Genomic DNA, 13434 nt, shown 5'->3' on the forward strand with positions numbered 1-13434 from the left:
GATGTACGATGTACAATGAATAGGGCTAACGAAGCGGCCTCATTCCATTGTACATCGTACATCATTCATTGTGCATTTGTTTACCGCTTGCTGTAATAATTCAGGGTTGGGTTGATGCCGTTGGCTTTTTCGCTGAGCGTGAAGAAGCCCTTGTTGTCGCGCTCGAAACAAATGGCTTCGCCTTGTGGCTCGATGCGGTAAGAGAGAGAACGGGCATCGGTCAACTGCAACACGTCGGCAACCGACTGACCGCTCTTGCGGCTCCAGTAAAACACGTTGGTGTAGGTACGTAGCAGAATTTCGGAACCATCAGACGAAAACGCACCGCCTGTCACGTAGGTGAATGGCAGTTCGCCCAGCAACTCAGCCGTGATGGTTTCGGTAGTACTTTGGGGATAAGGCAGGCGATACAAATGAACCTTTGCCTCCCGTTTCGACACTACGTACAGGTCTTTTGTCTGCGGGTCAAGCATCAGCGTTTCGGCGTCGCGTGCGCCATCGGGGTAGCGAAACGAAATACGCTCAACCGACTTGGGTACGTCAGTCACTGAGGTGGGTTCGGGCAGGCGGTAGATTGTGTATTGTCCATACTGCCCGTTGTTGTCACCGATATCAGCAATGTAGAGGTAGTTCAGGCCGTTTTGCGGGCCCGGTCCGCTCGTCAGGTCTTCCCAGTCGCGGTTGGTCGCGTTCGGAATCGCCAGCTTCCCCCGAATCTTGCCATCATGGCCCAGCAACGCCAACTCAGCGGGGCTACCGCCGTCCTGCTCAACCCATAACGTACCCGGCTGACTCCGACTTTCGGCAATGCCCGATGCTTCATCGATCTGGTTCGGATCGATTACCGTCATCGTAGGTTCGGTCACGAACTCGACGGGTGATGGCGTCTTGGTGTCGCAGGCTATCGCCAGACTGGCAAGCAAAGAAATACACAAAAGACGAACGCTCATGGGCTGTAGGGATTGATGAGGCCCCAATGGTGGAGTAGTAGTAAGACACATAGTTACATCAAAAAGTTGGCTAAACGCTAGTCAAATCGCTAAAGTCTACTCTGTGAGCACATTATATGTTACCGCGTAGTCCTATCAGAATGTGTACGATTTTGATCTTAACTAGGACTATTTTTTATCCATGTATGTACAGATAAGGCAATTGTAAGAAAAAGTTGCATTTAAAAGAGTATATGCTTAGTTAATATGCTTAACATCGCGTAGCAATAGTGCTTAATCAAATCAATAAGGTGTGATGAATAACTACTCATGGGTCGGAAAGTGCAGGTTTGCCTTTCTTCTCTTTCTTTTACCGTTATCCCTGTTGGCTCAGGATGTTCGCATCAGCGGCAAAGTGAGCGACAACACAGGAGCAGGTTTACCAGGAGTAAACGTGGTGGTGAAGGGGACCTCACGCGGCGTAACAACCGACGGTGGGGGCAATTACACGATTAACGTACCTAACCGGCAGGCGGTACTGGTATTCTCATTTATCGGATACGCCTCGCAGGAGGCTGTGGTAGGCAATCAGTCGGTGCTGAATATAAAACTGGCCGACGATGCCACGACCCTGACCGAAGTAATCGTGACGGGGTATACGACCGACGATCGCCGCAATACAACCGGTGCCGTAGCAACAGTTAAGTCAAAAGCACTCACGGCTGTTCCGTCGGGTAACGTCGAGCAGCAGCTCCAGGGTCGGGTATCGGGCCTGACCGTTATTTCGAATGGCCAGCCCGGTACGACCAGTCAGGTACGTGTGCGGGGCTTTGGCGCCTTCGGGGGGAATGCGCCCCTGAACGTAGTCGATGGGGTGCCGGTTGCCTCGACTGACTTTCTGGCTCCCGATGACATCGAAACCACAACCGTACTGAAAGATGCCGCGTCGGCGTCGATCTACGGTGCGCGCGCCGCCAACGGCGTGATCGTGTATACGACCAAAAAAGGATCTCGCAAGGCCCGCAAGCTGTCGATCAGCTACGATGGCCAGTATGGCGTAACGGATCCGGGTAAAGGGCAGGCGATGCTCAACCCGCAGGAGTTTGCAGAGTGGACCTGGAATGCATTCCGCAACACAGGTACGCAGGCTGGTACGGCTCCGGTTTACAATCACCCGCAGTTTGGTACGGGTGCATCGCCGGTTATTCCCGACTATCTGATCGCAACGGTGCCGGGCGCCAACGGCGCTCCTGGCGTTTCGTACGGTGTAGCAGGCAATATCGACCTGAATTTCGCCCGGCAGAACTACAACGTGAACCCCGCTGCCGGTACGGTATATCAGACCGTCCGGGCTAACAAAGCGGGTACCGACTGGTATAAGGAAGTGACTCGGGTAGCGCCCCTACAGCGCCACGCACTGGGCTTTTCAGGCGGCAGCGAAAATAGCCGCTACTACATTGGCTTGGGTGCTCAAACGCAGCAGGGTATCCTGCTGAACAACGACTTCAAACGCTACACGTTCCGGGCCAACACCGAGTTTGATCTGTCGAAGCGGATTCGAATTGGCGAAAACCTCCAGTTCACCTACCGGTCGGTGCGTGGGCAGGGTGGTGCCAGTGGTGGTCAGGGTGTAGCCGCTGACGAAAACGACATTCTGGCCGCGTTCCGGATGCCGTCGATCATTCCGGTGTATGATGAGTTTGGTGGCTATGCTGGTACGGCGGCCAAAGGGTTTAACAACCCGCGCAACCCGGTAGCCAGCCGCATGGGTCAGGAAAACGACAACAACTTCCAGACCAACGCCTTTGGTAACCTCTATGTGGAGTATGACCCGATCGACAACCTGACCCTGCGCAGCAGCATTGGTGGCCAGTACAATGGGCAGTACGGCGTTGGCTATGGCCGGTTGCAATACGAAAACTCGGAAAACAACTCCGCTACCAGCTATAACGAGTTCAGCAACTACGCCTACAGCTGGGTATTCACCAACACGGCCAACTACAAACGCCGGTTTGGTCTGCATAACGTAGACGTGCTGGCTGGTCAGGAAGCCCTGAACACGGGCATCGGTCGTAACATGAGCGGCAACGGCCAGAACCCGTTCTCGTTTGACCCCAACTACATCACGCTGGCAACCGTGTCGGCTACGGGCCGTACCGTAACCAGCGGTTATGGGCTGGGAGTGAATTTCTACTCACTGTTTGGGCGCGTCAACTACTCGTATAACGATAAATATATCCTGACGGGCCTGGTTCGCCGGGACGGATCGAGCCGGTTTGGTGCTAACAACCGCTATGGCGTATTCCCGGCAGCCTCGGCAGCTTGGCGCGTTTCGGCCGAAGACTTCATGAAAAACGTGGGTTGGGTTACCGACCTGAAGATTCGTGGCGGCTACGGGCTGATGGGTAACTCAAATAACGTAGACCCCAACAACCAGTTTAGTCTCTATGCAGCCAACCTGGGTAACTCAGCTTACGACATCAACGGCTCAAACTCAAGCACCGTCGATGGCTACTACCGGTCACGGATTGGTAACGTTGATGCGAAGTGGGAAACGTCTGTTACGACCAACATCGGTATTGACGGTACGTTCTTCAACGGTAAACTGGACGTGATCTTCGACTTGTGGCGGAAAGATACCCGCGACCTGCTGTTTGCTGTGCCCATCCCCGACGTAATCGGTACGTATGCCTCGGCACCGTCGGTAAACATCGGTAAAATGCTGAACCAGGGCCTCGACATTCAGGTGATCACGCGCGGCAAACTGGGAACCGAAGTGGGCTACGAAGCCAACCTGACGGGTAGCTTCCTGAAAAACGAAATCACGTACCTGGCCCCCGGCCTGACGTACCTGACCACGGTAAACCCCGGCTTCCGCGGCATCAACCCGATCCGTAACCAGTTGGGCTACTCGATCTCGGCGTTCTATGGTTATCAGACGCTGGGTCTGTTCAAGAGCAAAGAAGAAGTGGCCTCGGCCCCCACACAGGACGGTGCCGCGCCGGGTCGTTTCCGCTACGCCGATATCAATGGTGATGGTAAAATCACGGCCGATGACCGGACGTACCTGGGCAGCCCCGTGCCTAAATTCACGGGTGGTCTGAACCTGCGCTTTACGTACAAAAACTTTGACGTGGAAACCTACGGTTACACCTCAATCGGTAACAAGATTTTCAACGTATCGAAGTGGTTCACCGATTTCTACCCGTCGTTTGCCGGTGCGGCCATCAGCGCCCGCGTGAAGGAGTCATGGACGCCCCAGAACGTCAACGCTACAGTGCCCATTTTCGAATCGGCGTCGAACTTCAGCACCAACACCCAGTCGAACTCATACTACGTAGAAGACGGTTCGTACTTCCGCCTGCAAAACCTGTCGATCGGGTATAACGTGCCCACCAGCTTCCTGGAGCGCCTCAAAATTCAGCGGCTGCGGGTGTTCGCTTCGACCAACAACCTGTTTACGATCACGAAATACCAGGGCCTCGACCCCAGCGTAGGCGGTAACGCCGACACCAACTTCGGTATCGACGTGGGCAACTACCCCATCACGCGCAGCTTCACGGGTGGTGTCAGCATTGGCTTCTAATCAAACTCATCGCTGGCTGGCAAAGGCGCTCGCGTCGTTGGCCAGCCCATTCAAGGCAATACAATGAAATACACAAACAAACATGCTATCGTTGGGCTAACCACGGCCATCTCGCTGATGGTGGTAGCCTGTAAAGACACGTTCCTGGAAGTGCCAGTTACGGGTCAGTTGAGTAATATTCAGTTGAACTCAAAAGCCGGTATCGAAGGCTCACTGATTGGCGCCTACTCGATGCTGAACGGCCGGGGCGAGCGTCTGGCGTCGGCATCAAACTGGGTATGGGGCGGTATTCGCGGCGGTGACGCCAACAAAGGCACCGACCCTGGTGACTTCTCGAGCATCAACCCGCTGCAACGCTTCGAAACCATTTCAACCTCAGATCAACTTGGGCAAACGTGGCAGCGGAAGTATGAAGCCATCAGCCGGGTTAATGCGACGCTTCGGTTGCTCACCAGCGCGGGCCCAGATGTAACGGCCGCCGACAAAACCCGGATCACGGCTGAGGCCCGCTTCCTGCGGGGTTTCAACTACTTCGAATTGAAACGGTTGTTCAACAACACGCCATATATTGACGAAAGTGTCGACTACGGCACGGGTATCGAGAAGGTGGCTAACAACACGGAACTATATCCGAAGATCGAAGCGGATATCAAATATGCCTACGATAACCTGCCCGAAACGCAGAGCGCTGCCGGACGGATCAACAAATGGGGGGCTGCCGCTATGCTGGCCAAAGTGTATTTGTATCAGAAAAAATACGCTGAAGCTAAAGCCCTGTTTGATCTGGTGATCGCCAATGGGAAGACTTCGAATGGTAAGAAATACGGCCTTGTGCCCAAATATGCCGATCTGTTCAAAGCCTCAAACGATAACAACGAAGAAAGCATCTTCGCGATTCAGGCAGCGGCCAACACCGGTAGTGTCAACAATGCCAACCCTGAGTTTGACCTGAACTACCCCTACAACACGGGGGCCAACGGTCCGGGGAACTGCTGCGGCTTTAACCAGCCCAGCTTCGAATACGTAAACTCGTTCCGCACCACTGCCAACGGCCTGCCGCTACTCGATGGGTCGTATAACACCGGCGCCAACCAGGTGAAAAACGACATGGGCGTGCTGTCGAAAGAAACCTTCGCGCCTGAAACCGGGAACCTCGATCCGCGTCTTGACCACACGGTAGGTCGCCGTGGTATTCCGTACCTCGACTGGCAGAATCACCCCGGCGCCGACTGGATTCGGAACCAACCCAACGGTGGTCCCTATTCGCCCAAGAAGTTTACGTACTACAAGGCAGATAAAGGCTCGCTTCAGGACAACAGCTCATGGACGCCCGGCTACACGGCCCTGAACGTACCCCTGATTCGGTACGCCGACGTGCTGTTGATGGCGGCTGAGTGCGAAATCGAAGTAGGCTCGTTGACGAAAGCGCTCGAATACACCAACCTGGTGCGGAAGCGGGCCGCCAACCCCGATGGCTTTGTGAAGGCCTTTACCGATCCAGCTAAACCAGAAGGTGGTTTCTCGAAAGACCCTGCCGCCAAGTACGTAATCAGCGAGTACCCGGCTTCGCAGTTTGCCAGCAAGGAGTCTGCCCGGACGGCCGTACGCTTCGAGCGCCGTCTCGAATTGGGCGACGAGGGCCACCGCTTCTTTGATCTGGTGCGTTGGGGCATTGCTGAGCCAACCATCAACGCGTACCTGACCTACGAAGGAGCCAAATTGCCGACAACCCTCGGTGGCGCTAAGTTTAAGGCCAATCGGGATGAGTACCTGCCCATTCCGCAAGCCCAGATCGACATTCAGGGCGCAAGCGTGCTGAAGCAGAATCCAGGTTATTAAGCGAACCGACCCCTTGAAAGCCGTGACAGCCCTGTCACGGCTTTTTTGTATATAGGGGTTATCGTGAATCGCCTTGCTGTCGGGCGTATTTGCTCAAAAATTAAACCTACGCCAGCCTTTTTCGTCAAACTGGTGTTGTTTTGATGGGGCTTGCGCAAACGCGGTTCCAAATCCGTTCCATTTACTGTATGAAAAAGATCCTTCTGATAGCGCTGTTGGCCCTGCCCGCGCTCTTCTATCAATGTGGTGTCAGCCGTCAGATTGGCGAAGCCAAAGCCCTCGGCGATTGCAAATACAACGTGCTCTCGGCCGATAGCATGTTTGTTGCCGGTTATGATGTGCGCGAGTTCCGCAACATCAGCAAGCTGGAAGACATCAATCCGTTGAAATACCCCCGGCTGGCGGCGGGCCTGCTGGCGCGTACCATTCCATTCAGCGCGCGGGTGAACCTGGAAGTGATGAACCCAACCAACAAACTGGCAGCGCTGAACCAGCTTGAATACAAGGTATTGCTGTCTGGAAAAGAGTTTGCCAATGGTTTCATCAATCAGCGCATCGAGGTGCAGCCCGCCGGTGGCCGCACGGTGGTGCCGGTTCGCCTGCAAACCAATGCCTACGAACTGCTTACCGACCCCGCCACCCGCGAGGCGTTCACCAACCTGTTCCGTAACCTGAGCGGCGACCAGACGACGGCGCCCTCGAAGGTGACTATCAAGATCAAACCCACACTTGATCTGTTTAACAAAGCCGTGAACTACCCCGGCTACATCACCATCGAGCAGGACCTGACCGGCAAAATGCTGCTAAACGGTAGCGTGCGGTAAGGGCCATTTAATAAACGAGTCAAAAGAGCGAGGGCGCTGCCAGATCATCAACCTGATGGTTCGGCAGCGCCCTCGCTCTTTAACGTACCCAGCTTGTCATTTTGGCGCGATTTGCTGGTTTTTTGACGTAAAATCGGCCAAAATGGCTGGAAAACAGCATCGGCTCGGGATTTGTTTAGGATACGTCGTAAGCAACTAACCGGGAGCCCGGTCCTAAGCCATGAATGTCAACAACTACACCATAAAGGCGCAGGAAGTCGTGCAACACGCGGCTCAGATGGCGCAGGGCAATCAGCAACAAACCGTTGAGACGGGCCACGTGCTGAAAGCCATTTTAGAAGAAGATCCGAATACCGTCGGGTTTCTGGCCAAGAAACTTGGCACCGATAGCAAACGCCTGACGCTGGCGCTCGATGCCATCGTTAACGGCTACCCAAAAGTATCCGTGTCGGGTGGTGATCCGTCGGGCATATACCTGGGCAATGAGCTGAATGCTGCGCTGCAACGGGCTCAAACCCAGATGAAAGACTTTGGCGATGAGTACGTCAGTGTCGAAATGATGCTACTGGGCCTCGTGGGTGGTAAAGATGCCGTGGCCACCTTACTCAAAGACATCGGTTTTACCGAAAAGACCTTAAAAGATGCCATCAGGGAACTGCGTGGCAAGAACAACCCTGTGAAAGACCAAAACGCGGAAGCAACGTACCAATCGCTGGAGCGGTACGGGATAAACCTGAACGAACGCGCCCGTAACGGTAAAATTGATCCCGTTATTGGCCGTGACGAAGAGATCCGGCGGGTGCTCCAGATTCTGAGCCGCCGCACCAAAAACAACCCCATGTTGCTGGGTGAACCCGGCGTGGGTAAAACCGCCATTGTAGAAGGACTAGCCCAGCGCATCGTGCAGGGCGACGTACCTGAAAACCTGAAGTCGAAGATCATTATGTCGCTCGACATGGGTTTGCTGGTGGCGGGTGCCAAATACAAAGGTGAATTTGAAGAGCGCCTCAAAGCGGTGATCAAGGAAGTAACCGACTCTGACGGCGAGATCGTGCTGTTTATCGACGAGATCCACACGCTCATCGGGGCGGGTGGCGGTGGCGAAGGCGCCATGGACGCGGCCAACCTGCTGAAACCGGCACTGGCGCGTGGCGAACTGCACGCCATTGGCGCTACCACGCTCAAAGAGTACCAGAAATACATCGAGAAAGACAAAGCCCTTGAACGCCGGTTCCAGACCGTGCTGGTCGATGAACCCGATGTGGCTGATGCCATCTCGATTCTGCGGGGTATCAAAGAACGCTATGAACTGCACCACGGCGTGCGGATCAAAGACGACGCCGTGATCGCTGCCGTAGAGCTGTCGAACCGGTATATCTCCGACCGCTTCCTGCCCGATAAAGCCATTGACCTGATGGACGAGGCGGCGGCCAAGCTGCGGCTTGAGATCGACTCGGTGCCCGAAGAACTGGATGAACTGAACCGGCGCATTATGCAGCTCGAAATCGAGCGCGAAGCCATTCGCCGGGAAAATGATAAAGACAAAGAGTCGCTGTTGAGTAAGCAGATCGCCGACCTCAACGAGCAACGTACCGAATTGCAGGCCCGTTGGGAAACCGAAAAAGCGTCGGTCAACGAAGGGCGTACGCTGAAAGAGCAACTCGATCAACTGCGTATCGAAGCCGAGCAGGCCGAACGGGCGGGCGATTACGGCAAGGTGGCCGAGATTCGCTATGGCCGCATTCCCGAACTCGAAAAACGCCTGAACGAGTTGCAGGATGCCAGCGCTACCGAACAAGGTTCGGATCAGGCGGATCGCATGCTTCAGGAGGAGGTGACGTCGGAAGATATTGCCGAGGTGGTAGCCAAATGGACGGGTATTCCCGTGAGCCGGATGCTGCAATCGGAGCGTGACAAACTGCTGTTCCTCGAAGCCGAATTGGGCAAGCGCGTTGCCGGGCAGGAAGAAGCCATTCAGGTGGTCGCCGATGCTGTGCGCCGCAGCCGCGCCGGTATGCAGGACCCCAAACGCCCCATTGGTTCGTTCCTGTTCCTGGGTACCACGGGCGTTGGTAAAACCGAGCTGGCAAAAGCGTTGGCCGAGTTCCTCTTTAACGACGATAACGCGCTGGTTCGCATCGACATGAGTGAGTATCAGGAGCGCCACGCCGCCAGTCGCCTCATTGGTGCGCCTCCGGGCTACGTGGGTTACGACGAAGGTGGTCAGCTGACTGAAGCCGTTCGCCGCAAACCTTACAGCGTGATTCTGCTCGATGAGATTGAAAAAGCGCACCCCGATGTATTCAACATTCTGTTGCAGGTGCTCGACGATGGCCGCCTGACCGACAACAAAGGGCGCGTGGCAAACTTCAAAAACACGATCATCATCATGACGTCGAACATTGGTTCGCACATCATCCGCGAGCGCTTTGCCGACATGACCGATCAGAACAGCGAGCAGGTGATCGAGGACACGAAAGTCGATGTGTTTGAGTTGTTGAAGCAAACCTTGCGCCCCGAGTTCCTGAACCGGATCGATGAACTGGTGATGTTCCAGCCACTGACGCGCCGCGAAGTACGGAAGATCATGGAGATCCAGTTCCGGCAGATTCAGCACCGATTGGCCGAGCAGGGCATTATTCTCGAAGCCGACACCGAAGTGCTGGACTTCATTGCCCGCGAAGGCTTCGACCCGCAGTTTGGGGCTCGTCCGCTGAAGCGGGTGCTGCAACGCCGTATTCTCAATGCCCTGTCGAAAGAGATTTTGTCGGGCCGGATTCAGAAGAACGCCATTGTCGGCATGATGATGAACGAAACCGAAGACGGCAAAGACGACATCATCTTCTACAACCTCGACAAGGTTGTACCCATACTTGAGTAACGTACCTAGGAATAAAGTCAAAACGCCCGGCCACTACGGTCGGGCGTTTTGCATGCATGGTAATCTTGCCAATGCCGGAAAATCGTGTCTACCGTCTCCGCAAACTACGGTCGTTGCGGCTGTAGGCGAACAGGCCAACGACTGCTGTGGCAATGAGGGCTGTTACGAGTACTTTCGTCGCTAAGCCCGTCTGATTCACCTCCAGGTCGGCTTTCAGGCCTTTCTCTTTCGGGATGTTCGGCACTGTGCCGTGCATCAGGTCGTCGATGATACCTTCCACTACATTGATCCGATCGGCCACAACCAGCGGAATCCAGTGCATCAGGCGCGACTCGCTATGCGTGAAGGCATACCGGCGCAACATACCACTTAGGCCCGACGGCGGCGCAACAGTGCCAAATACGGCGCTGAGGTTTGGTCGCTCGTTGGAGTGCAGTATCTCTACGGTCTCGGCCTGCTGGGTGGGTCGTTGCCAGGTGTATCCCTCCTGTTCAACATCCGTGCGCGGGTCTTTGATTGGGTACGTTGGGTCATTCTTAGGGTTCATATCGATACCCCACCCTTTAATGTGCGTGAACTTGGCCGCCATGTCGCGCCCGCGGGCGGCGTTGTTGTCTTCGGCCTGCTGCTTTTTTTCTGCTACGCTTTCCATGCTCCTTGTGTTTAGATGCCAGCTTTAGGCGGAATCAGTACCGGTTTGATACAGTTGTCTAGTTTGTCCGAGAAAATGTGGTAGCCCTCGGCGACTTCCTCCAGCGGGAGGCGGTGTGTGATCAGGGCTTTGGGGTTGAGCACACCATTCTGTACGTGCTCGATCAGCCGGGGTAGCAGGCGTTTGACGCCCGTTTGGTTGGCCCGGATGGTAATCCCTTTGTTTACGACGTTACCAATCGGTACCATGTTGCCAGTGGGGCCGTAGACGCCCACGATGGAAACGATACCGCCTTTTTTCACGGAGTTGATGGCCCAATGCAGCGCGGTTGCCGCGCCCGCCTGTAGCAGCGCCTGTCCCGTCAGTTTGTGCATGAGGCTCCCATTGGCTTCGGCCCCTACGGCGTCGATGCAGACGTCGGCACCCAGCCAATCGGTGGCTTTTTTCATGAACAGCACCACATCGCCGATCTCATCGAAGTTATACACCTCGGCCGGCGCGTAGTTCTTGACAAACTCTAGCCGATAGTCGACGTTGTCGATGACGATAACACGACCGGCTCCAAACAGCCACGCGCACCGCGCCGCCATAATACCGACCGGCCCCGCACCGAATACCACGACCGTGTCGCCCGGTTGAATACCTCCCATCTCGGCAGCCTGATAACCCGTAGGCACCACGTCGCAGAGCAGGACGGCATCGTCTACATCCATGCCGGGTGGAATCACCGTCGGACTAACGTTGGCGTAGGGAACCCGCACATATTCGGCCTGTCCGCCATCATAGCCGCCCGCCGTGTGTGAGTAGCCAAAAATTCCACCCACGGCCGTAGCCTGCGAGTTCGATTCGTGGCAGTTGCCGTAGAGGCCCTGCTGACAAAACGAGCACTTGCCGCAGGCGATATTGAAGGGGACCAGTACGTGGTCTCCCACCTTGAGTTTGTGCACCTCGGAGCCGACTTCTTCCACAATTCCCGTAAACTCGTGGCCAAAGGTGGTCCCCACGCGGGTGTCAGGTACGTTGCCGTTGTACAGGTGCAGATCAGACCCGCAGATGCAAGAGCGCGTTACCCGCACGATAGCGTCTTCCGGATGCAGGATTTCGGGCATGGGCTTATTGTCCATACGGACTCGCCGGGGCCCCCGGTAATTCATAGCTAACATAGAGACGTTCGTTTAACAGGCTTCTTGTGTAATAATATACCAACCCTATAGGTTTGTTTGTGTTTAGGTGATGCTGGTTTAGTGAGAATACGGCTCCACTGTTGGCGCTGAAGATATTTGTACTGCCTGATGACCAGTCAACTTGTCGTTTTATCAACTCTTTCTTTTGATAGCAGACTATATGTTGGTAAATTTTATAATTATCCAAATAATGTTTGTTGAATTTTTATAAATACAGAATAAGCTAATTGTGGACAGCTTTTTCTGTTGTAGATTGAAGCCACAACAAGACCGTCAGTATCAGCCTGTTCTACGGATTATCAGAATACAACCTGTTCTTTTTTACACGTCAACATTCCGTATGCAACTCAATCGCCGCGACTGGCTCCGGGCTGGTCTGTTGTCGGGCTTAGGCATTGCCTCGGCCCCCGCTGCCTATTGTGAACCCTGGCTGGATAGCCCGTCTCCTATGCCATTGGGCACTGTGCCTCCGGGTGGTAAACCTGCCCTCAAAGCACGTTTGCTGGCTAACGAAAACCCGTACGGCCCATCACCTAAGGTGCTGAAAACTATCGCGGAAGCCGCCCCTGATGGCTACCTCTACGCTATGGAGCATGCCCGCGCTTTTCGGGCGATGGTGGCGCAGCGGGAGAACGTACCTGAAGAGTGTGTGTTGCTGGGCGCCGGGTCGGGCGAGTTGCTGAGCGCGACCGCCATGTACTTTGCCTACAAAACCCCCGCAGGAAACAACCTCGTCTATCCCGACCCGACGTTCGACGCGCTCCCCCGAGCGGCGATCAAGCACGGTATGATGGCCGAAAAAGTACCTCTTGTGGCGGCAGACGGCTACGACCAGAATCTGCAAAAGATCAGTGAGCGTATTTCGGGCAAAACTAGCCTGGTTTATCTCTGCAACCCCAACAACCCCACGGCCATCCTGACCGACCCGGCCAAACTGCGCAGTTTCATTTCTGCCACGGCCGATAAGACGCCGGTGTTTGTTGATGAAGCCTATATCGACTACGTAAAAGACCCCGTTGCGGCCAGCATGGTCGATCTGGTGCGGGCCGGTAAGAATGTCATCATCAGCCGGACGTTCTCGAAGGTACACGGCTTTGCAGGGCTTCGTATTGGCTACCTGCTTGCCAAACCCGACATGATCGCCCAGATTGCCCCGTTCTCGCCCAATGGCGGTGGCCTGAGCATGACGTCGCTACGGGCGGCGATGGTAAGCTTCAACGACCCCGAGTTTATCAAGTGGTCGTTGGGAAAAACCGCCGAATCGAAGGTGTTTCTGGAGCAGACACTCAAGAAAGAAGGTTATACGCCGCTGCCTTCCGACGCCAATTTCATGATGTTCCCGATCCGGATGAAGGGCGAAGATTTCGTCGCCAAAATGATGGATCAGGGTGTAGGTATCCGGCAGTGGAAATTCGACGGCCAATATTGGTGCCGCGTTAGTCTGGGTACGTTGCCGCAGATGCAGGCCTTCGCCGACGCGCTGAAAACAATATCGTAATTAAGGTAAAGTTTGGCGTTTCGGGTTTAACGTTTTGCGTA

General features: G+C 55.0%; 8 protein-coding genes. 5 read left to right on the forward strand and 3 right to left on the reverse strand.

The annotated features are described in order from the left end of the window. Window positions 1–80: 80 nt before the first annotated feature. The gene (locus ACAW74_RS20620) at window positions 81–950 is read right to left on the reverse strand and encodes a PE-PGRS family protein (protein WP_370700120.1); all 870 of its coding nucleotides are present in this window, start codon (window positions 948–950) and stop codon (window positions 81–83) included. A 295-nt stretch (window positions 951–1245) separates the two neighbouring features. Here ACAW74_RS20620 and ACAW74_RS20625 point away from each other — a divergent pair, with 295 nt between their 5' ends. The 4 genes from ACAW74_RS20625 (at window position 1246) to clpB (ending at window position 10059) form a co-directional block, all read left to right on the forward strand. After that, a complete protein-coding gene (locus ACAW74_RS20625) occupies window positions 1246–4515 on the forward strand; it encodes a SusC/RagA family TonB-linked outer membrane protein (protein ID WP_370700121.1) in 3270 nt (1089 codons plus the stop codon). A 63-nt stretch (window positions 4516–4578) separates the two neighbouring features. Continuing rightward, entirely contained in the window at window positions 4579–6354 is a 1776-nt protein-coding gene (locus ACAW74_RS20630) for a RagB/SusD family nutrient uptake outer membrane protein (protein ID WP_370700122.1), read from the forward strand. A 188-nt stretch (window positions 6355–6542) separates the two neighbouring features. Beyond that, the gene (locus ACAW74_RS20635; protein ID WP_370700123.1) at window positions 6543–7178 is read left to right on the forward strand and encodes a hypothetical protein; all 636 of its coding nucleotides are present in this window, start codon (window positions 6543–6545) and stop codon (window positions 7176–7178) included. A 220-nt stretch (window positions 7179–7398) separates the two neighbouring features. Then, window positions 7399–10059, forward strand: a complete 2661-nt coding sequence (gene clpB, locus ACAW74_RS20640) for an ATP-dependent chaperone ClpB (protein WP_370700124.1) — start codon at window positions 7399–7401, stop codon at window positions 10057–10059. An 88-nt stretch (window positions 10060–10147) separates the two neighbouring features. Here the strand turns inward: clpB and ACAW74_RS20645 are convergent, their stop codons facing one another. Together ACAW74_RS20645 and ACAW74_RS20650 are read right to left on the reverse strand one after the other, a co-directional pair. Further along, window positions 10148–10711: a hypothetical protein gene (locus tag ACAW74_RS20645; RefSeq protein ID WP_370700125.1), complete on the reverse strand. Its 564-nt coding sequence runs from the start codon at window positions 10709–10711 to the stop codon at window positions 10148–10150. A gap of 11 nt (window positions 10712–10722) precedes the next feature. Then, window positions 10723–11874 (reverse strand): zinc-dependent alcohol dehydrogenase, encoded by a 1152-nt coding sequence (locus ACAW74_RS20650; RefSeq protein ID WP_370700126.1) that lies wholly within the window; start codon window positions 11872–11874, stop codon window positions 10723–10725. A 361-nt stretch (window positions 11875–12235) separates the two neighbouring features. On the opposite strand from ACAW74_RS20650, the gene ACAW74_RS20655 reads away from it, so the two are divergent. Then, a complete protein-coding gene (locus tag ACAW74_RS20655) occupies window positions 12236–13393 on the forward strand; it encodes a pyridoxal phosphate-dependent aminotransferase (RefSeq protein ID WP_370700127.1) in 1158 nt (385 codons plus the stop codon). Window positions 13394–13434 lie beyond the last annotated feature (41 nt).

Origin of the sequence: Fibrella musci (genome assembly GCF_041321105.1) — a bacterium.
In the GTDB taxonomy this organism is placed as follows: Bacteria; Bacteroidota; Bacteroidia; order Cytophagales; family Spirosomataceae; genus Fibrella; species Fibrella musci.